Origin of the sequence: Sphingobium sp. RSMS (assembly GCF_005406185.4) — a bacterium.
GTDB lineage: Bacteria > Pseudomonadota > Alphaproteobacteria > Sphingomonadales > Sphingomonadaceae > Sphingobium > Sphingobium fuliginis.
This window is the reverse complement of record NZ_CM191257.1, coordinates 289,443-313,220: the sequence shown is the minus strand read 5'-3', so window position 1 is coordinate 313,220 and position 23,778 is coordinate 289,443. Positions and strand designations below refer to the sequence as shown.

The 23,778-nt window shown below is 65.0% G+C and carries 21 protein-coding genes and 1 pseudogene; 8 read left to right on the top strand and 14 right to left on the bottom strand.

Annotation, left to right across the window (positions count from 1 at the left end):
- Positions 1–98 precede the first annotated feature (98 nt).
- Positions 99–1,712 (top strand): bifunctional GNAT family N-acetyltransferase/carbon-nitrogen hydrolase family protein, encoded by a 1,614-nt coding sequence (locus tag EGM87_RS01430; RefSeq protein ID WP_065846816.1) that lies wholly within the window; start codon positions 99–101, stop codon positions 1,710–1,712.
- Between the two features lie 19 nt (positions 1,713–1,731).
- Here the strand turns inward: EGM87_RS01430 and EGM87_RS01425 are convergent, their stop codons facing one another.
- Positions 1,732–2,280 carry a GNAT family N-acetyltransferase gene (locus EGM87_RS01425; protein ID WP_253719108.1) on the bottom strand — a complete coding sequence of 183 codons (549 nt, stop codon included), beginning with the start codon at positions 2,278–2,280 and terminating at the stop codon, positions 1,732–1,734.
- A gap of 54 nt (positions 2,281–2,334) precedes the next feature.
- Between EGM87_RS01425 and EGM87_RS01420 the strand changes: the two genes are divergently transcribed.
- Positions 2,335–2,529 (top strand): KTSC domain-containing protein, encoded by a 195-nt coding sequence (locus EGM87_RS01420; RefSeq protein ID WP_137709247.1) that lies wholly within the window; start codon positions 2,335–2,337, stop codon positions 2,527–2,529.
- A gap of 19 nt (positions 2,530–2,548) precedes the next feature.
- Here the strand turns inward: EGM87_RS01420 and glmS are convergent, their stop codons facing one another.
- From glmS to glmU, 3 genes are all read right to left on the bottom strand, one after another.
- Positions 2,549–4,372, bottom strand: coding sequence for a glutamine--fructose-6-phosphate transaminase (isomerizing) (gene glmS / locus EGM87_RS01415; protein ID WP_137709248.1), 1,824 nt, complete (start codon positions 4,370–4,372; stop codon positions 2,549–2,551).
- A gap of 83 nt (positions 4,373–4,455) precedes the next feature.
- A complete protein-coding gene (locus EGM87_RS01410; protein WP_137709249.1) occupies positions 4,456–5,313 on the bottom strand; it encodes a metallophosphoesterase in 858 nt (285 codons plus the stop codon).
- On the bottom strand, positions 5,310–6,602 hold the full coding sequence (glmU, locus tag EGM87_RS01405; protein WP_244309789.1) for a bifunctional UDP-N-acetylglucosamine diphosphorylase/glucosamine-1-phosphate N-acetyltransferase GlmU: 1,293 nt from the start codon (positions 6,600–6,602) through the stop codon (positions 5,310–5,312). The genes EGM87_RS01410 and glmU overlap by 4 nt, the downstream gene beginning before the upstream one ends.
- 160 nt (positions 6,603–6,762) lie before the next feature.
- Between glmU and EGM87_RS01400 the strand changes: the two genes are divergently transcribed.
- The 3 genes from EGM87_RS01400 to EGM87_RS01390 all read left to right on the top strand — a co-directional run bounded on the left by EGM87_RS01400 (position 6,763) and on the right by EGM87_RS01390 (position 9,512).
- The gene (locus EGM87_RS01400; protein ID WP_171009976.1) at positions 6,763–7,431 is read left to right on the top strand and encodes an HAD family hydrolase; all 669 of its coding nucleotides are present in this window, start codon (positions 6,763–6,765) and stop codon (positions 7,429–7,431) included.
- A complete protein-coding gene (locus EGM87_RS01395) occupies positions 7,428–8,189 on the top strand; it encodes an enoyl-CoA hydratase/isomerase family protein (protein WP_137709251.1) in 762 nt (253 codons plus the stop codon). Before EGM87_RS01400 ends, EGM87_RS01395 begins: the two co-directional genes overlap by 4 nt.
- 150 nt (positions 8,190–8,339) lie before the next feature.
- Positions 8,340–9,512, top strand: a complete 1,173-nt coding sequence (locus tag EGM87_RS01390; protein WP_137709252.1) for a GGDEF domain-containing protein — start codon at positions 8,340–8,342, stop codon at positions 9,510–9,512.
- A gap of 172 nt (positions 9,513–9,684) precedes the next feature.
- Here the strand turns inward: EGM87_RS01390 and lpdA are convergent, their stop codons facing one another.
- The 9 genes and pseudogenes from lpdA to EGM87_RS01345 all read right to left on the bottom strand — a co-directional run bounded on the left by lpdA (position 9,685) and on the right by EGM87_RS01345 (position 20,223).
- Entirely contained in the window at positions 9,685–11,085 is a 1,401-nt protein-coding gene (lpdA, locus tag EGM87_RS01385) for a dihydrolipoyl dehydrogenase (RefSeq protein WP_137709253.1), read from the bottom strand.
- A gap of 49 nt (positions 11,086–11,134) precedes the next feature.
- Positions 11,135–11,397 (bottom strand): annotated as a pseudogene (locus EGM87_RS01380) (GIY-YIG nuclease family protein).
- A 75-nt stretch (positions 11,398–11,472) separates the two neighbouring features.
- The gene (odhB, locus tag EGM87_RS01375; protein ID WP_137709255.1) at positions 11,473–12,714 is read right to left on the bottom strand and encodes a 2-oxoglutarate dehydrogenase complex dihydrolipoyllysine-residue succinyltransferase; all 1,242 of its coding nucleotides are present in this window, start codon (positions 12,712–12,714) and stop codon (positions 11,473–11,475) included.
- An 8-nt stretch (positions 12,715–12,722) separates the two neighbouring features.
- A complete protein-coding gene (locus EGM87_RS01370; RefSeq protein ID WP_137709256.1) occupies positions 12,723–15,518 on the bottom strand; it encodes a 2-oxoglutarate dehydrogenase E1 component in 2,796 nt (931 codons plus the stop codon).
- An 86-nt stretch (positions 15,519–15,604) separates the two neighbouring features.
- Positions 15,605–16,489, bottom strand: a complete 885-nt coding sequence (sucD, locus tag EGM87_RS01365) for a succinate--CoA ligase subunit alpha (RefSeq protein WP_025547828.1) — start codon at positions 16,487–16,489, stop codon at positions 15,605–15,607.
- A 104-nt stretch (positions 16,490–16,593) separates the two neighbouring features.
- Entirely contained in the window at positions 16,594–17,556 is a 963-nt protein-coding gene (gene mdh, locus EGM87_RS01360) for a malate dehydrogenase (protein ID WP_044661781.1), read from the bottom strand.
- Positions 17,557–17,844: 288 nt separating this feature from the next.
- Positions 17,845–18,957, bottom strand: a complete 1,113-nt coding sequence (zapE, locus tag EGM87_RS01355) for a cell division protein ZapE (RefSeq protein WP_044661780.1) — start codon at positions 18,955–18,957, stop codon at positions 17,845–17,847.
- Entirely contained in the window at positions 18,954–19,400 is a 447-nt protein-coding gene (locus EGM87_RS01350) for a PaaI family thioesterase (RefSeq protein WP_137709694.1), read from the bottom strand. The genes zapE and EGM87_RS01350 overlap by 4 nt, the downstream gene beginning before the upstream one ends.
- Before the next feature lie 34 nt (positions 19,401–19,434).
- Positions 19,435–20,223 (bottom strand): succinate dehydrogenase iron-sulfur subunit, encoded by a 789-nt coding sequence (locus tag EGM87_RS01345; RefSeq protein WP_025547823.1) that lies wholly within the window; start codon positions 20,221–20,223, stop codon positions 19,435–19,437.
- Positions 20,224–20,377: 154 nt separating this feature from the next.
- On the opposite strand from EGM87_RS01345, the gene EGM87_RS01340 reads away from it, so the two are divergent.
- Genes EGM87_RS01340 through EGM87_RS01330 form a run of 3 tightly spaced genes read left to right on the top strand, consistent with a single transcriptional unit; the run spans position 20,378 to position 22,985 of the window.
- On the top strand, positions 20,378–21,469 hold the full coding sequence (locus EGM87_RS01340; protein WP_137709257.1) for a CDP-glycerol glycerophosphotransferase family protein: 1,092 nt from the start codon (positions 20,378–20,380) through the stop codon (positions 21,467–21,469).
- Positions 21,466–22,560, top strand: a complete 1,095-nt coding sequence (locus tag EGM87_RS01335) for a CDP-alcohol phosphatidyltransferase family protein (RefSeq protein WP_137709258.1) — start codon at positions 21,466–21,468, stop codon at positions 22,558–22,560. Before EGM87_RS01340 ends, EGM87_RS01335 begins: the two co-directional genes overlap by 4 nt.
- Entirely contained in the window at positions 22,557–22,985 is a 429-nt protein-coding gene (locus tag EGM87_RS01330; protein ID WP_061938965.1) for an HIT family protein, read from the top strand. The genes EGM87_RS01335 and EGM87_RS01330 overlap by 4 nt, the downstream gene beginning before the upstream one ends.
- On the opposite strand, the gene EGM87_RS01325 is transcribed toward EGM87_RS01330, so the two are convergent.
- On the bottom strand, positions 22,973–23,740 hold the full coding sequence (locus tag EGM87_RS01325; RefSeq protein ID WP_061938966.1) for a phosphocholine cytidylyltransferase family protein: 768 nt from the start codon (positions 23,738–23,740) through the stop codon (positions 22,973–22,975). The genes EGM87_RS01330 and EGM87_RS01325 overlap by 13 nt on opposite strands.
- Between the last annotated feature and the right edge of the window lie 38 nt (positions 23,741–23,778).

The following is a 23,778-nucleotide window of genomic DNA, read 5'->3' as shown; positions in this document are numbered from 1 at the left end:
TCGGACGGAACTGATCCGCCCTTCCGCGGTTCAATACGGAAACGGAACGAGGCGGCGCCGTGTATCGGCGCCGCCTTTTCCATGGCAGGAGATCAGCGATGACGACGACAGCCAAGAAACGCCTGGAGGTCCGGGCCGCCGTTCCTTCCGATGTACGCGGCATCCAGCGACTGATCGCCCGGGTCTATCCCGGCATGCCCAATTATTCGCTCGCCACCCTGCGCGGGCAGATCAACAATTTCCCCAATGGCTGCTTCGTCGCGCTCTACGACAATAAGGTCGTCGGCTATTGCGCGACCATGCGGGTCAGCAAGGCGATGGCCTTTTCCCATCATGACTGGGAGGAGATCACGGCGAACGGCTTCGGCACGCGGCACAGCGCGGCGGGCGAGTGGCTGTACGGCTATGAAATGGCCGTCGACCCCAAGCTGCGCGGCCTGCGCATCGGCCAGCGCCTCTATGACGAGCGCAAGGAGCTGGCCGAGGAACTGGACCTGCACGGCATCGTCATCGCGGGGCGCATGCCGGGCTATGCCCGCGCTAAGCGGCGCGTCGATGGCCCGGCGGATTATCTGGACAAGGTCGTGCACGGCAAGCTGCGCGATCAGGTGATCAGCTTCCAGCTCAAGAACCAGTTCGAGCCGCTGGGCGTCCTCGAAAACTACCTGCCCGAAGACAGGCAGTCCGACGGACACGCCGCCCATCTGGTATGGCGCAACCCCTATGTCGACCCCGACGAAGCGCCCGAAATGCGGGTGCCGCGCGGCGTGGAAAGCGTCCGCCTAGCCACCTGTCAGTTGCAGGCCCGCGCGGTGAAGGACTTCGAAGAGTTCATCCGCAATATCGAATATTTCGTCGATGTCGCCGCCGACTACCGTTCCGACTTCATCGTTTTTCCCGAACTGTTCACCCTGCCGCTGCTCTCCTACGAAACCAAGAAGCTCACTCCGATCGAGGCCATCGACAGGCTGACCGGCTACACCCCGCGCCTGACCCGCGAACTGGAGCGGATGGCGCTGGAATATAATATCAACATCATCGGCGGCTCCCACCCGACGCGGGCAGAGGATGGCGACATCCAGAATATCGCCTATGTCGCCCTGCGCGACGGTTCGCTGCACACGCAGGAGAAGATCCACCCCACGCCCAACGAAGCCTTCTGGTGGAACATCAAGGGCGGGGACTCGCTGGACGTGATCCAGACCGACTGCGGGCCGATCGGCGTGCTCATCTGCTATGACAGCGAATTTCCGGAACTGGCGCGGCGGCTGGTGGACCAGGGCGCGCGGATCATCTTCGTCCCCTTCTGCACCGACTCGCGGCTGGGCTATATGCGCGTGCGCTATTGCGCGCAGGCCCGCGCCATCGAGAACCAATGCTATGTCGTCATGTCGGGCAATGTCGGCAACCTGCCGAACGTCGACAATATGGACATTCAATATGCGCAGAGCGCGATCCTGACGCCCTGCGACCTGCCCTTTGCGCGGGACGGGATCGCGGCGGAATCGACGGAGAATGTCGAGACGCTGACCATGGCCGACGTGAACCTGGCGGACCTGAGCTGGGCGCGGGCGGAGGGTACGGTCCGCAACCTGCGCGACCGGCGGTTCGACCTCTATCATATCGACTGGGACAGCAATCCCGACCACAGCCATGCGCCGAGCGGCGGACCGGTGCCGGCGGGCGGGCACAATGCGCCGGGTGGCGGCTGAGCTTCTCCGCCGGTCGCCTCTATGCGGACGATCTTTCGAGCATGACCGCCGTCCGCCCCTTGTAGACCGCCTCCCTGAACGGCGCATAACCCAACCTGGCCGCAAGCCTGAGCGATGATTCGTTGGCGGGATCGATGAGGCAGACGGTTCGGCCGGCGTCCTTGCGCCGCGCATACCAGTCGTGCGCGGCGCGGGCGGCCTCGAACGCGTAGCCGCGGCCATGTACCTCGGATGAGAAAATCCAGGCCGCTTCCCCCGCCTTGTCGAAATCATCGCCAAGGCCCCGATGGAAATCCGCCAGCCCGGTCTCTCCGACATAGCGGCCGCTGGCCTTTTCGATCACCGCGAAAATGCCGTAGCCCAGAAGGGACCAGTGCCCCTCATAACGCAGGATGCGGTTCCAGGCGTCTTCCGGCGAAGGAGCTACGCCGCCGATATGCCGCATCAGGTCCATGTCCGACCACATGGCGCAATAGGGCGCGAAATCAGCGAGCGTGTAGGGGCGAAGGCGCAGTCTTTCCGTCTCGATCATTCCCGAGAGGATAGAGCGGCCCGGTTCGGCCGGCAACGGCTGGCGCCCGCCGACACGCAACCTCCCCCGTCGCGGATCATTGTCATCCGCATGCCGTCGACCGCCATCGCCCGCTTCGACTATGACGCCGCCCAGCGCCGGCTGGACGTGCAGTTCGTCAGCGGGCGGCGCTACAGCTATCATGATGTCCCTGTGGACGTCGCGGAAGGCATGCGCGCCGCCACGTCCAAGGGCGGCTATTTCAACCGCCGCATCCGGGACCGCTACCGCTTCACTCGCCAGTGAATCACTCGCCAGCCATCTATCACTCGACGGTGACGGACTTGGCGAGGTTCCTTGGCTGGTCGACGTCCGTGCCCTTGGCGACGGCGACATGATAGGCCAGTAACTGCACCGGCACGGCATAGACCATCGGCGCGATCAGCGGATGCACCTTGGGCATGGTGATCGTCGCCATGCAGCCTTCGCCCGCCGCCTGCACCCCGTCATAGTCGGAGATCAGCACCACCTTCCCGCCGCGCGCCTGCACTTCCTGCATGTTGCTGACGGTCTTTTCGAACAGCGGCCCGCTGGGCGCCAGCACGATCACCGGCACCTTGTCGTCGATCAAGGCGATGGGACCATGCTTCATCTCGCCCGCGGCATAGCCCTCGGCATGGATATAGCTGATTTCCTTGAGCTTCAGCGCCCCTTCCAGCGCCAGCGGATAGTCCGGCCCGCGCCCCAGATAGAGCACGTCGCGGGCTCCCGCGATCAGATGCGCCATCGCCTCTATCGATTCATCATAGGCCAGCGCCCCGTTGAGCGCGGCGGGCGCTTCGGACAGGTGGCGGACCAGTTCCTTCTCCGCCTTCGCGTCCAGCCGCCCCTTGGCGCGGGCGAGATTGGCCGCGAACGCCGCCAGCACCGCCAACTGGCAGGTGAAGGCCTTGGTCGAGGCGACGCCGATTTCCGGCCCGGCATTGGTGGGCAGCAGCAGGTCCGCCTCCCGCGCCATGGTGCTGGTCGGCACGTTGACGACGGCAGCGATCTTCTGCCCTTCGGCCCGCGCATGGCGGAGCGCGGCGAGCGTATCGGCGGTCTCGCCCGACTGGCTGATGACGATCATCAGGCCGCCCTCCTCCATCACCGGGGCGCGGTAGCGGAACTCGCTCGCCACATCGATGTCGACAGGCACGCGGGCGAATTGCTCGAACCAATATTTGGCGACCATGCCCGCATAATAGCTGGTGCCGCAGGCGACGATGGTGACGCGGCGGATGGTCCCCAGGTCGAAATCGGGGATCGGCAGCGATACCTGATCCTCCATCCGGCGCAGATAGGAACGCAGGGTCTGGGCCACGACCACCGGCTGCTCGTAAATCTCCTTGAGCATATAGTGGCGGTGATTGCCCTTGGAGATCAGTTCGCCGGTCACGCCGCTGATGGTGACGGGGCGTTCGACGGGGTTGTTGTCCTTGTCGAAAATCTCCGCGCCGTCGCGGGTGATGACGACCCAGTCGCCTTCCTCCAGATAGGCGATGCGCTGGGTCAGCGGGGCCAGCGCCAGCGCGTCGGAGCCGAGATAGGTCTCTCCCTCACCATAGCCCACCACCAGCGGCGAACCCAGGCGCGCGCCGATGAGGATTTCCGGATGGCTGCGGAACAGGATCGCCAGCGCAAAGGCGCCGTGCAGGCGAGGCAGCACCTGCGCCACCGCGTCCTTCGGGGATGCACCCTGCTCCACCAGCTCGCTCACCAGATGGGCGACGACCTCCGTGTCGGTCTGGCTGTCGAAGGTGCGGCCCCGCGCCATCAGTTCCTCGCGCAGCGGCTTGAAATTCTCGATGATGCCGTTGTGGACGAGCGCCACTTCCTTCGTGGCGTGGGGATGGGCGTTGCTGGTCGTCGGCGCGCCATGGGTGGCCCAGCGGGTGTGGGCGATGCCGGTGGTGCCCGGCAGGGGCGCGGCGTCCAGTTCCTTCACCAGGTTGGCGAGCTTCCCCTCGGCCCGGCGGCGGTCGATCCGCCCGTCATGGACGGTGGCGACGCCCGCGCTGTCATAGCCGCGATATTCCAGGCGCCTGAGGCCCTCCACCAGCCGTCCCGCCACGTCGTCCTTGCCGATGATTCCGATGATACCGCACATGGATAGTCAGTCCCAAAGCCGTGAAAACTCTATGCTTACGCCGCCTATGCCACGATCATGCGGCGGGCGACAGGGGTACCGCATCATCGTGGATGAATTGTAATCAGCCAGACATCGGGGGGCGCCAGCATCCGGATCGGCAGGCCGCTGGTGCCGAGCCCCGCGGACACCACCATGATCCGCCGCCCTTCCCGATACACCCCGCAGGCATAGCGGGTGCCATAGCGCGAGGGCACATAGACGATGCCCGCAAAGGGCAAGGCCACCTGCCCGCAATGGGTATGCCCGACCAGCGTCAGCATCGCCCGGTCGGGCAGCAGCGGAAAGGCGTCCGGCCCGTGCGACAGCATCAGCGGCGCGCCGCCCAGCGCCTGCATGGCCGCCAGCGTCCCGGGAATATCGGGCCGCCCGGTATAAATGTCGCGCAGTCCGCCAATGGCAAGCGGTCCCCGCCGCACCGCCTGATTGTCGAGCAGGCGGATGCCGATCCGGCCGAACAGATCGCCCCATTGCCGGCGGCTGATCCCCGTATGCTTGCGCGCATCGTGATTGCCCAGCACCGCCACCACCCCCAGCGGGGCGCGCAAGGCGGAGAAGGGGGCGATGCTCTGCGCCGGATCATAGGTCGCACCGCCCTTGTCGTCCCCGATATAGTCGCCGCCCAGCACGATCAGCTCGGGCCTGAGGCCGTTCACCAGAGCGACGATCCGCGCCATCCGCTCCGGACTGTTATCGGGACCGGACAAATGGCTGTCGGTCAGCAGCGCCACCGTCACCGGGCCGCGCGGCGCATCCGCCGGAAAGGGCAGCGCGACGTCCAACCGCCGCACGACCGGCATGGCCCGCGCATTGGCGTAGAGCCAGACCGCCCCGCCCGGCACGGCCAGAAGGATGAGCAGCAGCGCCGCAAGCCAGCGCCGCCTTCGCAGAAGACCCGTCACTTGGCGGCTTTGCGCGCCTGCATCCGCGCCCGGAAGCGGGCCGCCCAGCCGGGCTTCGCCTCCTGCTTCGGCCGGACGAGGCACAGCGCGTCGGCCTCTACCGGCTGGGTCACGACGCTGCCGGCCGCCACGATCGCGCCGTCGCCTATCTTCACCGGCGCGACCAGCGCGCTGTTGGAGCCAATGAAGGTGCCCGCACCGATTTCGGTCCGATATTTGAAGAAGCCGTCATAATTGCAGGTGATGGTGCCCGCGCCGATATTCGCGCCCGCGCCCACGCTGGCGTCCCCGATATAGGACAGGTGATTGGCCTTGGCGCCCTCACCCAGTTCGGCCTTCTTCACCTCGACGAAATTGCCGACCTTGGCCTTGACGCCGATCTTCGCGCCGGGACGCAGCCGGGCATAGGGGCCGATTTCCGCGCCCCTGCCGACCGCCGCGCCCTCCAGATGGGAAAAGGCGTGGATCGTCGCATCGTCCGCCACGCTGACGCCCGGACCGAAGACGACATGCGGCTCGATCACCACATCGCGGCCCAACAGCGTGTCATGCGCGAAGAACACCGTTTCCGGCGCGATCAGCGTCGCGCCCTCCCGCATCGCCTCGGCCCGGCGGCGGTCCTGCCAGACGGCCTCCACCCCCGCCAGTTCGGCGCGGCTGTTGACGCCCGCCACTTCCCAGGCCTCCGCCTCGATCACCGCGCTCTGGGCGCCGGGCAGCATGACGATGTCGGGCAGATAATATTCGCCCGCCGCATTGTCGTTGCCGATCTTGTCGAGCAGCACGAAAAGATCGGTCGACCGCACCGCCATCAGCCCGGAATTGCAGAGCGTCACCGCCCGCTCCTCCGCATTGGCGTCCTTATATTCGACCATCTTCTCGATCACGCCCTGGTCCCGGGCGATGATCCGGCCATAGGCGGCGGCATCTTCCGGCCGGAAGCCCAGCACCACGGCGCGCGGCTCGTCGCCCCAGTTCAGGCGGTCCAGCATGCTGCGCAGCGTTTCGGCGCGCACCAGCGGCACGTCGCCATAGAGGATCAATATGTCGCCCGCGAAACCGGCCAGCGCGTCATGCGCCTGCGCCACGGCATGGCCGGTGCCCAGCTGCTGTTCCTGCACGGCGATGACGGCGCCGCTGCCCTCCACCGCCCTTTCCACCTGTTCGCGCCCAGCGCCGACCACCACGACCTGCCGCTCGGGCTGCAACTCCGCCACGCTGGCGAGCAGATGGAGAAGCATCGGCCGCCCCGCAATCGGGTGCAGAACCTTGTGTCTGGCCGACTTCATGCGCGTGCCCTGCCCGGCGGCAAGGATGATCACGGCCAAGGGGCGAGCGGGGGAGCGGCTGGAGGTCACGGGGGCATCCTTCACGAAAGGGCCAAGAATCTGAGCGCTCTCTGCCATGTTTGACTTGCCTTTGCCACCACCCAGGCGGCATGAGCCGGGCATGGTTTCCATTCCCTTCGACATTGTCGGCTTCGACCTTGACGGCACCCTGCTCGATACCAGCGGCGACCTGGCGTCGGCGGTCAACTACGCCATCGCCACCGACGGGCGGCCGCCCTTTCCGGTCGAGGCGATCCATCCCTTTGTCGGCAAGGGGGCGAAGGTGATGCTTCAGCGCGCGCTGGACGCCTCGGGCGGCTATGACGACGCCATGCTGGAAAGGATGCTGCCGATCCTGCTGGACTATTATGAGCAGAATCTGGCGATCCATTCGCTGCCCTATCCCGGCCTGATCGCGGCGATGGATGCGCTGGAGGAGGCGGGCGTGAAGCTCGCCATCTGCACCAACAAGGCGGAGCGCTTCACCATTCCCCTGCTGCACCAGATCGGCCTGTCGGACCGTTTCGCCAGCGTCGTCGGCGGCGACACGGTCGGCATCGCAAAGCCCGACCCGGCGCCGATCCACGCCATGATCGAGCGCGCGGGCGGCGGACGGACGATCTTCCTGGGCGACACGATCAACGACATCGCCGGGGCGCGCAATGCGGGCATCCCCAGCATCGCCGTCAGCTTCGGCTTTCTCGACGGGCCGGTCGAGGCGCTGGAGGCCGACGCCGTCATCCACCATTTTGACGAGCTGGTGCCGCTGCTCGAAGGCTGGCCGGCATGACCCTCCGCCTGGAACGCGATGGCGCCGTCGCCACGCTGCTGATCGACCGCCCCCGGCAGCACAACGCCATGAACCAGGAGATGTGGGAGCGATTGCCCCAACTGGTGCAGGAAGCGATGGCGGACGAGGCGATCCGCGTGCTGATCCTGACATCGGCTGCACCGGGCCTGTTCTGCGCGGGTGCGGACATCCACGAATTCGCGCGTCATTCGGGCGAGGAGGATTGGCGCGTCGCCAATCAGGCGGCGATCCGCGCCACCCAATATGCCCTGGCCCATGCCGAAAAACCGGTGATCGCGGCCATAGACGGGGACGCGATCGGCGGCGGATGCGGCATGGCCATCGCCTGCGATCTGCGGATCGCCTCCCCCTCCGCCAGGCTGGGCATCACGCCGGCCAAGCTCGGGATCGTCTATTCGCTGTTCGACACCAGGCTGCTGGTGGATCTGGTGGGGCCGGCGCGGGCCAAGCGCATCCTGTTCACCGCCGCCCTCCATGATGCGGAGGATGCGCTCGCCATCAGCCTGATCGACCAGATCGCCCCCGCCCCGCTGGAGGCAGCAGTGGAACTGGCTCGGCGCATGGCCGCCAATGCCCAGCATTCGATCCGTTCTTCCAAGGCGATCGTCCGCCGCATCCTGGATGGACAGGCGGACGACGACGCGGAAACGCTGGCCATGTTCCGGGACGCCTTCACCCTGCCCGACTTTCAGGAGGGCGTGCAGGCCTTCCGCGACAAGCGTCGTCCCCGCTTCTGACCCGCTCATCGCATCTTCATCCAAATTGGATGAACATCTCATCCGATCCGGAAGTATTTGTTAAGGATCGGCTTTTACCGGTCTCCCGACACGGACGACGCGCCGGCTCGCGCATGACTTTCGACCGATAGTAAGGAACAGGCACGCAGCGTGGGAGAGAATTTCGCCTTCTTCCTGCCCGTCATGATGGCGAGCTTCGGCGTGGTTTTCGCCTTTGTCTGGACCCTGCGGGTGCGCGCCGCGGGATATTGGAGCGCCGCCTTCTTCTGCGTCGCGGGCGGTTTTGCCGTGCCGGCGGGATTCGCCCTTGTGCCGACGCCCCTCTGGGGCTTCCTGGCGGACCTGCTGTTCGCCAGCGGCTTCCTGCTGTTCAGCCAGGCTTTGCTGGAACGATGGCGGCCCAACTGGCTGCTGCGGGTGCGGATCGCGATCTGGGCGCTGTCCGTGATGCTGTGCGCCGTTTCCCTCATGCTGGACAATCTGCCCTTCGAACTGGCTGCGTCCGATTTCGGCTGCTTCCTGCTGATCGGCCTGCCGCTGATCGCCGGCAGGGATCGCCTCGACAACTGGTCGGACCGCACATTGTTCGGCGCGGCGACGCTGGTCGCGCTGGACAATCTGATACGCGGCAGCACCGTGCCCCTTACCCTGTCGGGGGGCAGTTTCCTGAGCAGCGACTATGCCTTCCTGATGCAGGCGCTCGCCTGCGTCCTTGGCCTGTTCCTGGCTCTGGCCGCGCTTGCGGCGAACATGCTCGACCTTCTCGCCCGCTATCAGCGCGACGCGCTGCATGACCCCCTCTCCGGCCTGCTCAACCGCCGGGGATTCGACGATGCCATCGGCCAGAGGGCGCGGAAACTGCCGACGCAGGGCAGCCTGATCGTCTGCGACATCGACCATTTCAAGTCGATCAACGATGCCCATGGCCATGCGCTGGGCGATCGCGTGATCGTCACACTGGCGCGGATATTGGTGCAATTCGCGCCTGCCGAGGCCATCACGGCGCGCTTCGGCGGGGAGGAATTCATATTGTTCCTCCCCGATGCCGACGCGGCCCGGGCAGCCACGGTCGCCAATGACATTCGGGAGAGCATCGCGCAGGAGGTCGCTCGCCAGCTTGGCCTTTCGCGCCCCCTTACCGCCAGTTTCGGATTGTCGGCCGTCCAATCCGGCGATGCCGCGATCCACGATGCCATCGCGCGGGCGGATGCGGCGCTCTATGAAGCGAAGACGCATGGCCGCAACCGGGTCTGCGTGCGGCGGGCGCTTGCCGTGCCTGACAAGCGCGCCGACGGTCCAAGGTCCCGGGCCCAGAGCGGATAGAATTTGCTCCGCTCCCTGCACGACCTGGGAACGGCATTCCTGCCTTCGCGAGAATGGGCATGCCTCAACGCAATCGGGGCAAGCTCCACGCAATGCTCCAATCGTCAATAGGCCATGAAAAAGGCCGCCCCGAAGGACGGCCTTCTCATTCTTTCCCAAGGGCGGGACGCGATCAGATGTGGATCGGCTTGCCCGTCACGGCCATGGCCGCTTCCTTGATCGCCTCGCTATGCGTCGGATGCGCGTGGCAGGTATAGGCAATGTCCTCGCTCGAAGCGCCGAACTCCATCGCCTGCGCCGCCTGCGCGATCATCGTGCCCGCAACCGTCGCGATGATCCAGACGCCCAGCACCTTGTCGGTTTCCGCATCGGCAATGATCTTCACGAAGCCATCGGGCTCATGGTTGGTCTTGGCGCGGCTGTTCGCCAGCATCGGGAATTTGCCGACCTTGATCGCGCCCTTTTCCTTGGCGGCCTCTTCCGTCAGGCCCACGCCAGCGATCTCCGGCTTGGTATAGACCACCGACGGGATCACGTCATGGTTCACGATCCCGGTCAGGCCCGCGATATTCTCGGCAACGGCAATGCCTTCATCCTCGGCCTTGTGCGCGAGCATCGGGCCGGGGATGACATCGCCAATGGCCCAGACGCCGGGAACCTTGGTCGCGAAGTCATGATCGGTCTCGATCTGGCCACGGGCATTGAGTTCCAGACCGATCTTGTCGAGACCCAGCCCCTCCGTGTTCGGACGACGGCCGATCGACACCAGCACCACATCGGCCTCGATCTTCTCCGCCTCGCCGCCGGCGGCCGGCTCGACGGTCAGGGTCACGCCCTTCTTGCCGACTTCCGCGCCCGTGACCTTGGTGCCGAGCTTATATTCGAAGCCCTGCTTCTTGAAGATCTTGTTGGCTTCCTTGCGGACTTCGCCGTCCATGCCGGGCAGGATCTGGTCGAGGAACTCGACCACCGTGACCTTCGCACCGACGCGACGCCATACGGAACCCAGTTCCAGCCCGATGACCCCGCCGCCAACGACGACCAGATGGCCGGGAACCTTGTCCAGCTCCAGCGCGCCGGTCGAATCGACGATCCTGCCCCCCGCATTGTCGACCGCAACGCCCGGAAGCGGCGTGACCGACGAGCCGGTGGCGATGACGATGTTCTTCGCCGTCACCGTCTTGCCCGCGACTTCAACGGTGTTGGCGCCGGCGAAGGTCGCCAGACCCTTCAACCAGTCGACCTTGTTCTTCTTGAACAGATATTCGATGCCGCCGGTCAGGCCCTTCACCGCTTCCTTGCGCTGGCCCTGCATGGTGTCGAGATCGAGGCTCATCTTGTCGATCTTCACGCCCAGCTTGGCGAGCGCGCCATTGGCGGCTTCCTCATACAGTTCCGAAGCGTGCAGCAGCGCCTTGGACGGAATGCAACCGACATTGAGGCAGGTGCCGCCCAGCGTCTCGCGGCTTTCGGCGCAGGCGGTCTTGAGGCCGAGCTGAGCCGCGCGGATCGCCGCGACATAACCACCGGGACCGGCGCCAATCACCAGAACATCATAATCGAAGTCTGCCATTTCTCACTCCATTGCCGTGCTCCCGCGAAAGCGGGAGCCCAGGGCGTCGTCAGAACAGCGTTTCGAACAAATCCGCCATTGTGGATTATCGCGTTCGATCAGCTCGATCTTCCAGGCGCGTTTCCATTTCTTCATCCGCAGTTCGCAATGTCGCGCTTCCTGCAGATCGTCATATGCCTCAAACCAGACCAAAAGCTTACAATCATGGTCCTTGGTGAAGCCGTCAATCAAGCCTTTGCGATGTTGATATGCCCTGGCCGCCAGATCGCTGGTGACACCCAGATATAGGGTGCCGTTGCGCCTGCTGGCCAGAAGATAGACATAGCCGGCTCGCGTAGCGCGTCTACACCCTGGGCTCCTGCTTCCGCAGGAGCACGGGTCACATCTTTACAGGTCGATCAGCAGGCGGGTCGGGTCCTCGATCGCGTTCTTCACCGCGACGAGGAAGGTCACTGCCTCGCGACCGTCGATCAGGCGATGGTCATAGCTGAGCGCCAGATACATCATCGGGCGGATGACGATCTGGCCGTCGCGGACGACCGGGCGATCCTCGATGCGGTGGAGGCCCAGCACCGCTGACTGCGGCGGGTTGATGATCGGGCTCGACAGCAGCGAACCGAACACGCCGCCATTGGAGATGGTGAAGGTGCCGCCCTTCATGTCCTCCATGGTCAGCGTGCCTTCCTTGGCCTTCTTGCCGAAGCTGCCGATCGTCTTCTCGATCTCGGCCACACTCAGGCTCTCGGCATTGCGGATCACCGGCACGACCAGTCCGTTCGGGGCCGACACGGCGACCGAGATGTCAGCGAAGTCGTTATAGACGATCTCGTCGCCCTCGATCTGCGCGTTGACGCCCGGAATATCGCGCAGCGCCATGCAGACAGCCTTGGTGAAGAAGCCCATGAAGCCCAGGCGGACGCCATGCTTCTTCTCGAACAGGTCCTTGTACTTGGCGCGCGCCTCGATGACGTTGGTCATGTCGACGTCGTTATAGGTGGTCAGCAGCGCGGCGTTGTTCTGCGCTTCCTTGAGCCGCTTGGCGACGGTCTGGCGCAGGCGGGTCATCTTGACGCGTTCCTGCGCGCGGCTGGGGCCAGCGGCAGGCGCAGCAGCGGCGGGCGCGGCGGCAGGCGCAGCAGCGGCGGCCTTGGCGGTACCGGCGGCGGCGGCGGCCACGACGTCGTCCTTGGTCAGGCGACCGTCCTTGCCCGTGCCCTTGATCTTGCTCGGATCAAGGCCATGTTCCAGCACCAGACGGCGCACGGCGGGCGACAGGGTCAGGTTGCCGCCCTCATCCTCATCGGCGGGGGCCGAAGCGGCCGGGGCCGGCGTGGCGGCTTCCGCCTTGGCGGCGGGGGCCGGAGCAGCGGCAGGCGCTGCCGCAGCGGCCGCGCCCTCGTTGACATAGGCCAGCAGCGCGCCGACCTCGACCGTATCGCCTTCCTTGGCGACGATGTCGCCCAGCGTGCCGGCGGCCGGCGCGGGCACGTCGACCGCGACCTTGTCGGTTTCAAGACTGACGATAGGCTCGTCGGCCTTCACGGCGTCGCCGGGCTTCTTGAGCCACTGGCCGACGGTTGCTTCGGTAACGGATTCACCCAAAGTGGGGACTTTGACTTCGGTAGCCATGAGCTTGTTCAGCCTTTCTTCTGGCGACGGATTTCTTCACGGACGCTGTGACCCAGCGCATCGGCGACGAGGGCGCCCTGCTCAGCGACATGGCGCTTGGCGAGGCCCGTGGCGGGCGACGCCGACGCCTTGCGGCCGGCATAGCGGGCGCGCATCGGCGCCTTGCCGGCGGCTGCCAGCGCTTCCTCGACATAGGGCTCCACGAAGAACCATGCGCCGTTGTTGCGCGGTTCTTCCTGACACCAGACGACTTCTTCCAGGTTCGTCATGCGCTCGATGCGCTTGGCGAGGGCTTCGGCCGCGAACGGGTAGATCTGCTCGATGCGCACGATCTGCACGTCCGTGTCGCCCGCGGCGTCGCGGGCCTCCATCAGGTCGTAGAAGACCTTGCCGGAACAGAGCACCAGGCGGCGGGTGTCCTTGTCGGCGGCCCCATTGGGGTCCGACAGGATGCGCTTGAAGTGCGTTTCGCCCAGGAAGTCCTCCGCCTTGCTGACCGCCAGCTTGTGGCGCAGCAGCGACTTGGGCGCCATGATGATCAGCGGCTTGCGGAACGGCCGCAGCATCTGACGACGCAGGACGTGGAAGTAATTGGCCGGGGTCGTGATGTTCGCGACCTGGATATTCCCTTCCGCGCAAAGCTGGAGATAGCGCTCCAGCCGGGCCGAGCTATGCTCGGGACCCTGGCCTTCATAGCCATGCGGCAGCAGGCAGACGAGGCCGTTGGACCGCAGCCACTTGGTCTCCGACGAAGCGATATACTGGTCGAAGATGATCTGCGCGCCATTGGCGAAGTCGCCGAACTGCGCTTCCCACAGCACCAGGCTCTTCGGATCGGCCAGCGCGAAGCCATATTCGAAGCCCAGCACGCCATATTCGGAGAGCGGCGAATCCAGCACCTCGAACCGGCCGTGCGGCACGGTCGAGAGCGGGATATATTTGTTCTCCCTATCCTGGTCGGTCCAGACCGCGTGCCGCTGGCTGAAGGTGCCGCGCCCGGAGTCCTGGCCCGACAGACGAACGCCATAGCCTTCCGACAGCAGCGATCCGAAGGCCAGCGCCTCGCCGGTCGCCCAGTCGAAATTCTCGCCGGACTTGAACATCTCGGCCTTGGCGTCGATCACGCGCTTCAGCGTCTTGTGGACGTTGAGGCCCTCCGGAATCGCCGTCAGCGTCTTGCCCAGGCTGTCGAACAGCTTCTGGCTGATGGCGGAGTCGACGCTCTGGCGGCTCGTTTCGGCATCGGCCGGCTTGTGCAGGCCGGACCACCGACCGGCGAACCAGTCGGCCTTGTTGGGCTTGTAGCTCTTGCCGGCCTCGAACTCTTCCTCCAGATGGTTGACGAAGTCGCCCGTAACCTGGGCGACGAAATCATCGTCGACCACGCCCTCCGCCTTCAGCCGCGCCGAATAGACGTCGCTGACCGGCGGATGCTGACGGATCTTCGCATACATTTGCGGCTGGGTGAAGGACGGCTCATCGCCTTCATTGTGACCGAAGCGGCGATAGCACCACATGTCGATCACGATGTCGCGGTGGAAGGTCTGGCGATATTCCATCGCCAGCTTGCACGCGAAGGTCACGGCCTCCGGATCATCGCCATTGACGTGCAGGATCGGGGCCTGGACGCCCTTCGCCACATCGCTGGGATAAGGCGAACCGCGCGAAAATTGCGGGCTGGTCGTGAAGCCGATCTGGTTGTTGACGATGAAGTGGATGCAGCCGCCGGTATTATAGCCCGACACGCCGGAGAAGCCGAAGCATTCCCAGACGATGCCCTGCCCCGCAAAGGCCGCGTCGCCGTGGATCAGCACGGGCAGCACCTGCTCATGCTTGGCGAGGTCGTCGCGGAAGGTCTGCTGCGCGCGCACCTTGCCCAGCACCACCGGATCGACGGTTTCGAGGTGCGACGGATTGGGGACCAGCGACATATGGACCTTGACGCCGTCGAACTCACGGTCGGTCGAGGTGCCGAGGTGATATTTGACGTCGCCCGATCCGCCGACATCCTCGGGATTGGCGGTGCCGCCCGAAAATTCGTGGAAGATGACGCGGAAGCCCTTGGCCATCACATTGGCGAGCACGTTCAGCCGGCCGCGATGCGCCATGCCATAGACGATCTCGCGCACGCCCTGCGCGCCGCCATATTTGATGATGGCTTCCAGCGCCGGGATCATCGATTCGCCGCCGTCCAGGCCGAAGCGCTTGGTGCCGACATATTTGCGGCCCAGGAACTTCTCATATTGCTCGGCGTGGATCACCTTGGCCAGGATCGCCTTCTTGCCTTCCGGCGTGAAATGGATTTCCTTGTCCTTGCCCTCCAGACGCTCCTGCAGGAAACGGCGTTCCTCCACGTCCGCGATGTGCATATATTCCAGGCCGACATTGCCGCAATAATTGGCGCGCAGGATCGCCACGATCTCACGCACGGTCGCATATTGCAGGCCCAGCGTGCCGCCCAGATAGACCTTCTTGTCCGGATCGTTCAGGCCGTGATATTCCGGCGTCAGGTCGGCCGGCAGATCGCGTTGGGTCAACCCCAGCGGGTCGAGATTGGCAGCCAGATGACCACGTACGCGATATGTGCGGATCAACATCTGCGCGCGTATTGCATCGTCGGCCGCACTTACGGCATCGGCATCCGAAACCGCCTTGCCGCTGGCCTTGGCGGCGGCCTTCACGGCCACTTGCATCTGCGTGGGGTCAAGCGCCCCGGTCAGGTCGTCGGTGTCGATCGGCGGCCAGTTGGTGCGCGCCCAGCTCGGTCCGCGCTCAATCTCGAAGTCCTGGTTTTCGTAACCCATTTCTCTCGTCCCATGCCAACCGCGTGCAGTCGCGGGTGCGGGGTAACAGATGGCCGGGGTGCAGCCCGGCCATCTCCATGGCTGGATCAGCCCTTCAGCACTTCCAGCAGGGTCGTGCCGAGTTCGGAGGGGCTCGCCGCAACCTTGATGCCGGCTGCTTCCATCGCCGCGATCTTGCTCTCCGCGTCGCCCTTGCCGCCCGACACGATCGCGCCGGCATGGCCCATGCGGCGTCCCGGAGGCGCGGTGCGGCCCGCGATGAAGCCGGCCATCGGCTTCTTGCGGCCCTTCTTCGCTTCGTCGATCAGGAACTGGGCGGCCTGTTCCTCCGCGTCGCCGCCGATTTCACCGATCATGATGATCGATTCGGTGGCGTCGTCGGCCAGGAACAGTTCCAGCACGTCGATGAAGTTGGTGCCGTTCACCGGATCGCCGCCGATGCCGACGGCCGTGGTCTGGCCCAGGCCCGCATTGGTGGTCTGGAACACGGCTTCATAGGTCAGCGTGCCGGAGCGCGAGACGACGCCGACGCTGCCCTTGGAGAAGATGTTGCCCGGCATGATGCCGATCTTGCATTCGCCCGGCGTCAGCAGGCCGGGGCAGTTCGGGCCGATCAGGCGCGACTTCGAACCCGAAAGGGCGCGCTTCACCTTCACCATGTCCAGCACCGGAATGCCTTCGGTGATGCAGACGATCAGCGGGATTTCGGCGTCGATCGCTTCCAGGATCGAGTCGGCCGCGAACGGCGGCGGAACATAGATGACCGACGCGTCGGCGCCGGTCTTCGACTTGGCTTCGGCCACGGTGTCGAACATGGGCAGGCCGATATGGGTCGTGCCGCCCTTGCCCGGCGTGACGCCGCCGACCATCTGCGTGCCATAGGCCAGGGCGGTTTCGGTGTGGAAGGTACCGGTGGCACCGGTCATACCCTGGGTGATGACCTTGGTGTTCTTGTTCACCAGAATGGACATGGGCGTCCCTTCATTTTCTGTGGACGTGGCACTTTGGGTCTAAAGGCGGACCGCCCCAGGCTGCGCACTTACCTGGGACGGTCCGGTGCAAGCTCGTTTGCGGATCAGGCCAGCGAAGGATCGATGCCCTTGCAGGCTTCCAGCAGTTCCTTGACGGCGTCGATCGACACCTGAAGGTTCGCCTTGGCTTCGTCGTCCAGCTCGATCTCGACGACCTGCTCGACACCGCCGGCGCCGATAATCACGGGCACGCCGACATAGAGATTGTCGACGCCGTACTGGCCGGTCAGGTTGGCGGCGCAGGGCAGCAGGCGCTTCTTGTCGCCCAGATAGGCTTCAGCCATGGCGATGGCGCTGGTGGCCGGCGCATAGAAGGCCGAGCCTGTCTTCAGCAGCGCGACGATCTCGCCGCCGCCCGAACGGGTGCGCTGGACGATGGCGTCGATGCGCTCCTTGGTCGAGCGGCCCTGCTTGATCAGGTCGGGAACCGGGATGCCCGCGACGGTCGAATATTCGATCACCGGGACCATCGTGTCGCCATGGCCGCCGAGCACGAAGCTGGTGACGTCCTTGGCCGACACGTTGAATTCTTCCGCGAGGAAATGGTTGAAGCGCGACGAGTCGAGCACGCCCGCCATGCCGACCACCTTGTTGTGCGGCAGGCCGGAAAATTCGCGCAGCGCCCACACCATCGCGTCGAGCGGGTTGGTGATGCAGATGACGAAGGCGTCGGGCGCGTTGGCGGCGATGCCCTCGCCCACGGCCTTCATGACCTTGAGGTTGATGCCCAGCAGGTCGTCGCGGCTCATGCCCGGCTTGCGGGCGACGCCGGCGGTGACGATGATGACGTCCGCGCCCGCAATGTCGGCATAATCGTTGGAGCCGGTGATCTTCGCGTCGAAGCCTTCGACCGAAGCGCATTGCGACAGGTCGAGCGCCTTGCCCTGCGGCACGCCTTCGACGACGTCGAAGAGGACGATGTCGCCAAGCCCCTTGAGAGCCGCCAGATGCGCGAGCGTGCCACCGATATTACCAGCGCCGATAAGCGCGATCTTCTTACGGGCCATATGCAATCATCCTCCAAGCCGTAAACTGGAATTGCCAAGAAACCGGAACTGAAAGTGCGCTTAGGCCTATCCGCCCTAGGTTTCAACCGCGCAAAGGCCCACATGCCAATTTATCTTTGCAATTCATTCGCAATTTCATTAATAGCCGTTTCGCCTCTGTCGCCCACGCGCTCCTACCCTGGCGCATGGCCCTTCCCCACAGCGGCCACCTGCCGCACGCCTCCCTTCAATGGGAGCGTGCGGACCCTTTTTTCCAAAGCGGACAATGGCGAATTAGACGGAGCGAGATTATTTCTCGCCGTGGCCCAGCGCCAGATAGTCGTCGGACTGCATTTCCATCAGGCGGGATACGGTGCGCTCGAACTCGAACGCGCCATCGCCCTCCGGGTAGAGACGCGCCGGTTCCGCATCGGCGGAGGCGAGCAGTTTCACCTTATATTCGTAGAGCGCGTCGATCAGCGTCACGAAACGCGCGGCCTCATTGCGTTTCTCTGGCCCCAACACCGGGATGCCGACGATGATGACGGTGTGATATTTGCGGGCGATCGCCAGATAGTCCGGCGCGCCCCGGGCCTCGACGCAGAGGCGCTTGAAGGAAAAGACGGCGACGCCCTTCAGGCTCTTGGGCACATGCAGCGTCCGGCCGCCCTGCACCTTGATGTCCTCGGCCGGAACCTTCGCCCGGTCTTCGACCGGATAGTCGGTCAGGCGGAAAAAGGCTTCCGACAGCGCCCTCGTCGCTTCCGGACCGTTGGGCGCGTGCCACAGGGTCGCATCGCCCAGGCGATCGCGGCGATAGTCCGTCGGACCGTTCAGGGTCATGACGTCCAGCTTCGCCTTGATGAGGTCGATGAAGGGCAGGAAAAGCTGGCGGTTGAGACCGTTCTTGTAGAGTTCGTCCGGCTCGCGGTTGGAGGTGGTGACGATCGTCACCCGCTTTTCCAGCAAGCCGGTAAAGAGCCGCGACATGATCGCGGCATCGGCCATATTGTTGACGACCATCTCGTCGAAACAGAGCAGCCGCGCCTCCTCCGCCAGCGACTCGACCACCGGGGGGATCGGGTCGCCCGTCTCCGACTTGCGCGCCTCGGCCAGCCGGGCATGGACATCGAGCATGAATTCGTGGAAATGGGCGCGCTTCTTGCGCTGGACATGCACCGTGTCGAAGAACAGGTCCATCAGCATCGACTTGCCGCGCCCGACGCCGCCCCACATGTAAAGGCCGCGCGGCGGTTCCGGCGCCTTTCGCAGCAGCCTCCACAAGGTCGAACCGCGCGGCGGCGACGCCTCCAGTTCCTGCTGGAGCAGGTCCAGGCGCATCGCCGCCGCCCGCTGGTCGGGGTCGGGCCGCAATTCGCCCGCGGTCACGAGCGCGTCGTAACGGGCGATGACGCTGCTCACCCTGGCAGCGGCTTCTTGGGTTCGGGCGCCTTGCGCACGGTCGCGGTCGATGCCGCGATCAGGTCGTCATCCTGGGAAATGGTCAGGCGCAGGAACATCAGCCGCCCCGTCTCCCGCAGCAATTCGACCTCCGCGCGCAGGACGGGACCGATCTTTCCGGAGCCACAATATTGCATGCTGAGGTCAACGGTCACCGCCGCCGCCTGTTCCGGACGCCCCATCGCCGCCAGGGCCGCGAAATAGGCATGATCGGCAAATCCGGCGAGAAAGCCGCCATGCAGCGCTCCCAACCGGTTGGCGTGCGACGGCAGGCTTTCCAGCATGACCGTCGCCCTGCCCACCGCATCGCTGCGCGAATAGCTGGTGCCGATGGCCGAGTCGAGGAACGTGCCCGGCGCCGTGTCGGTCCAGCACGACCAACCCGCCCACGGCCCTTCGGCCACCGGGCTCAGATGACCCGCTCCGTCGCTCACCGTGTCAGAGTTGCCGCTCGACCATCATCTTCTTGGTTTCCGCGATCGCCTTGGCCGGGCTCAGACCCTTGGGGCAGACATTCGCGCAGTTCATGATGGTGTGGCAGCGATAGAGGCGGAAGGGATCCTCCAGCTCGTCCAGACGCTCGCCGGTATATTCGTCGCGGCTGTCGGCCAGCCAGCGATAGGCCTGGAGCAGGATCGCCGGGCCCAGGAACTTGTCGCTGTTCCACCAGTAGCTGGGGCAGGAGGTCGAGCAGCAGGCGCACAGGATGCACTCATAGAGGCCGTCCAGCTTCTCGCGATCGGCGGGCGACTGGAGCCGTTCCTTGCCGCTGGGCGCCGGGCTGACGGTTTGCAGCCAGGGCTTGATGCTGTTGTACTGGGCGTAGAAATGGGTGAAATCGGGGACCAGATCCTTGATGACGTCCATGTGCGGCAGCGGCGTGACGCGCACTTCCTTGCCCGCGCATTCCTCGATCGAGGTGGTGCAGGCCAGGCCGTTGCGGCCGTTCATGTTCATCGAGCAGGAACCGCAAATGCCCTCGCGGCAGGAACGGCGGAAGGTCAGCGTCGGATCATATTCATTCTTGATCTTCAGCAGCGCGTCCAGAACCATCGGCCCGCAATTGTCGAGATCGATCTCGAACGTGTCGTAGCGCGGATTCTGCCCGGAGTCGGGATCGTAGCGATAGACCTTGAAGCTCTTGACGTTCGTCGCGCCGTCGGGCGCCTTGTGGGTTACGCCCTTGGCGCTGATCTTGCTGTTCTTGGGCAGCGAAAATTCGGCCATTGCTCGTCAAGCCTCTTCGGATAATCCTTCAGTCGGCGTTGCGCATAACAAAAAATCTGCAAAGGTCCAGCACTGACGCAATGCAAAAAACGGGTTGCTTGATTTGTGGCGGTCCTGATCGCTACGGCGCGGCACACCCTGGAGAGCCAGCCCGTTGCCGACCGACATCGCCTTCCTCGCCATTGCCGAAGCCCATCAGGTCTATCACTGGCTGCCGGCCGCGCTTGCCCTGTCGCGCCGGGCGGGGGTGAAGGTGCATGTGCTTTCCCCCTCCCGCCTGATCCTGGATCTGGTCGCCAGCTATGATCCGGAAGGCGCGCTGGACCTCATCCGCCTGCGCAGGCCGCCCGCCCAACCCGACTCGCTGTTCCGCCAGCCGTCGCGTTTCCTGACGCTGATGCTGAACTATGCGACGGTCCGCCGCTTTCCCCTGTTGGTGACGACGGAGATTTCCAGCGGCTGGCTGCGCACCATGCCCGGCTTTTCCGCCCGCATGATCCAGATCAAGCATGGCGCGGGCGACCGGGAGGGCGGGTACAAGGCGCGCCATTCCGCCTTCGACCTGACGCTGGTCGCGGGCGAGAAGGACCGGCGGCGGCTGATCGACCGCGGGCTCTGCACGGCGCAGGATTGCGCGGTCGGCGGCTATGCGAAGTTCGAGCTGAAGGCCGCGCGGCGACGCTTTTTCGACAATGACCGGCCGGTGCTGCTTTACAATCCGCATTTTGATGCCCAATTGTCGTCCTGGCCCCGCCATGGGCCGGAGGTGCTGGCAGCGCTGGAAGCGCTGGAGGGGTGGAACGTCATCATCGCCCCCCATACCAAGCTTGCCTGCCGCACCGCGCCGATCCGCACGGCGGCGCCCCATATCCTGGTCGACATGGGCAGCCGTCATTCCATCGACATGAGCTATACGATGAGCGCGGACGTCTATCTGGGCGACGTGTCGAGTCAGATCTATGAATATCTGCTCCATCCCCGCCCCTGCATCTTCCTCAATCTCGACCGGCGCGACTGGCGCGGCGATGAGGCCTTCGCCCATTGGCGGCTGGGGCAGGTGATCGAGGATATGGGCGCCCTGCCACAGGCGCTTGATCGCGCGGCGGACTTGCAAGCCGGGTTCGTTGATGCTCAGGAAGCGGCCATGTCCGATTCCATCGACCGATCACCCACGCCTGCTTCCGAAAGGCAGGCCGACCTCATCCTCGATTTCGCCCGGAACTCCGAAAGGACCGCCGCCGCATGACGCAGACGATCATGACCGCGCTGGGGCCGGTGCGGCTGCTGGGCGACAATGCGACCCGCATCTGGGGCATGTCCAATGCCGAGCGCTGCCGCCGCATGGCCGAAAGCGCCGCGAAGAACGGCAGCGCATTGGCGGACGGGCATGAACTGCTGTTCAACCTGAGCTACGCCTTCGATCCGATGCTGCTGCGGCTGGTGCTGGAGGAGCCTGGGACGGTCTTCGCCTGGGGCGCGGTACCGATCGTCGGGCAGGTGCCGGCAGGCAGCGATCCGCTGAGCGCGGCGCATGTCGTCGATCTGTCGGATGGGCGGAAGCTCTACAACCGGCAACTCCGCAAGCTGGAGCAGCCCTTCGTCCGGGAACTGACCCCCGCAACCCGGCGCGGCATCGAACGGCAAAGTTATTTCGGCGCCTATAAGGGCGTCACCGACCTGCTGACCAAATATCTCTGGCCCGAATTGGCGCTGTGGCTGACGCGGCTGGCCGCCTCCATCGGCATGACGCCCAATATGGTGACGGCCATCGGCGCGACGCTGTGCGTGCTGGCGACCTGGTTCTTCGCCCAGGGGCTTTACTGGACTGGCATGCTTGCCGGCTTCGTCTTCATGGTGCTGGACACGGTGGACGGGAAGCTGGCCCGCTGCACCATCACCTCGTCCAAATGGGGCAATGTGGCGGACCATGGCGTCGACCTGATCCATCCGCCCTTCTGGTGGTATTTCTGGGGCGTGGGGCTGTCGGCCTGGGGGCTGGCGCTGTCGACGCAGACCTTCGCGCTGGTGATGGCGGCAGTGATCGCGGGCTATGTGCTCCAGCGGCTGATCGAGGGGATGTTCATCAAGGATTTCGGCATGGACATCCATGTCTGGGGCCGGTTCGACAGCTGGTTCCGGCTGATCACCGCGCGGCGCAACCCGAATATGGTGATCCTGTTCGTCGCGCTGCTGGCCGGGCGGCCGGACATCGGGCTGATCGCGCTCGCCTGGTGGACGATCATCTCGCTGGGCGTCCATGCGGTGCGGCTGATGCAGGCCTATGCCGTGAAGCGCTCCGGGCGGCCCATCGTCAGTTGGATGGAGGCAAGGGCATGAACGCGACCATCGGGAAATTCGGCTACCCCGCGACCCTGATCGCGGAGTTCGCGCATTGGCTGGTGTTGCTGCGCCCCGCCCAGCCGACGCTGGGGTCGCTGGTGCTGGCGGCGAAGTCCGACGCAACAGCCTTTGGCGACCTGCCGGCGGAAGCCCATGCCGAACTGGCCCTCGCGACCAAGGCGATCGAAAGCGCGCTGACTGAGGCAGTCGGCTATGAGAAGATCAATTATCTGATGCTGATGATGGTGGACCCGCATGTCCATTTCCATGTGCTGCCCCGCCATGGGGGCAGCCGCGAGCATGAGGGCCTGCGGATAACGGACGCCGGATGGCCGGGACAGCCCGACCTTGGCAGCGCGGTGAAGCTCTCGTCCGAACAGATCGCCGCGCTGACGGGCTGGCTCAGGCCCTATTTCGCGTAACGCCCCTCGGCCAGCCAGCGGGCGGTGAGCCTCTTCGCCGCCTCCACATCCTGCGGGAAGTCGACTTCCTGCCAGTCCAGCCCCTCGATGGAGACGGTGCCGACGCGGTTGCCCTTGGCGATGATGTCGATGGCGCGCAGATACCAGCGCTCGACGCCCTCGGGCGTGCGCATCATCTGGTCGATCTGGTTGCGGAAGATCGCCGGCCCCTCGCCCTTGAAGGCCAGCATGCCGATGGATTCGGCATTGGTGTCATGGGGCAGCAGCCGCTTGCCGATGGCAAGCAGGCGGCCGGTCTCGTCCCGGTTCACCTTCATGTCGTCATCGTCATAATCGCCGGGCTTGACGTCCACGGTGACGGTGATGGCGTCCTCCGCCCCCGCGATCAGCTTCGCCACGATCTCGTCCGAGACGATGGTGTCGCCGTTCAGGATGATGAAGTCCCGATCCATCTCCTCCCGCACGATCCAGCAGGTGCCGAGATTGTCCGCCACCTGGAAGAAGGGATTGAACACGGTGCGGATGCGCGCGCCGGTGTCGCGATAGAGTTGCAGCGCATGATCCTCCACCCGTTCCGTGCGGAAGCCGGTGACGACGACGATGTCGGTCACGCCATTGGCCACCAGCGCGGCGACCTGCCAGCTGATGAGAGTGCGGCCGTTGAAGTCGATCATGCATTTGGGCACGTCGCGGGTCAGCGGAAGCAGGCGCGATCCCTGGCCTGCGGAAAGGATGATGGCTTTCGAGATAGTCATGCGTCGGGCCATTAAAGCAAAGACAGGCCGATGGACAG

Bases quoted from the DNA above. Each gene is read 5' to 3' on its own strand.
- EGM87_RS01370 (WP_137709256.1), bottom strand. From the start codon at position 15,518: ATGGGTTACGAAAACCAGGACTTCGAGATTGAGCGCGGACCGAGCTGG.
- EGM87_RS01395 (WP_137709251.1), top strand. From the start codon at position 7,428: ATGACCCTCCGCCTGGAACGCGATGGCGCCGTCGCCACGCTGCTGATC.
- EGM87_RS01345 (WP_025547823.1), bottom strand. From the start codon at position 20,223: ATGGCCGAATTTTCGCTGCCCAAGAACAGCAAGATCAGCGCCAAGGGC.
- lpdA (WP_137709253.1), bottom strand. From the start codon at position 11,085: ATGGCAGACTTCGATTATGATGTTCTGGTGATTGGCGCCGGTCCCGGT.
- EGM87_RS01330 (WP_061938965.1), top strand. From the start codon at position 22,557: ATGAACGCGACCATCGGGAAATTCGGCTACCCCGCGACCCTGATCGCG.
- mdh (WP_044661781.1), bottom strand. From the start codon at position 17,556: ATGGCCCGTAAGAAGATCGCGCTTATCGGCGCTGGTAATATCGGTGGC.
- glmU (WP_244309789.1), bottom strand. From the start codon at position 6,602: ATGAAGTCGGCCAGACACAAGGTTCTGCACCCGATTGCGGGGCGGCCG.
- glmS (WP_137709248.1), bottom strand. From the start codon at position 4,372: ATGTGCGGTATCATCGGAATCATCGGCAAGGACGACGTGGCGGGACGG.
- EGM87_RS01325 (WP_061938966.1), bottom strand. From the start codon at position 23,740: ATGACTATCTCGAAAGCCATCATCCTTTCCGCAGGCCAGGGATCGCGC.
- EGM87_RS01400 (WP_171009976.1), top strand. From the start codon at position 6,763: ATGGTTTCCATTCCCTTCGACATTGTCGGCTTCGACCTTGACGGCACC.
- EGM87_RS01335 (WP_137709258.1), top strand. From the start codon at position 21,466: ATGACGCAGACGATCATGACCGCGCTGGGGCCGGTGCGGCTGCTGGGC.
- EGM87_RS01420 (WP_137709247.1), top strand. From the start codon at position 2,335: ATGCCGTCGACCGCCATCGCCCGCTTCGACTATGACGCCGCCCAGCGC.
- sucD (WP_025547828.1), bottom strand. From the start codon at position 16,489: ATGTCCATTCTGGTGAACAAGAACACCAAGGTCATCACCCAGGGTATG.
- EGM87_RS01430 (WP_065846816.1), top strand. From the start codon at position 99: ATGACGACGACAGCCAAGAAACGCCTGGAGGTCCGGGCCGCCGTTCCT.
- odhB (WP_137709255.1), bottom strand. From the start codon at position 12,714: ATGGCTACCGAAGTCAAAGTCCCCACTTTGGGTGAATCCGTTACCGAA.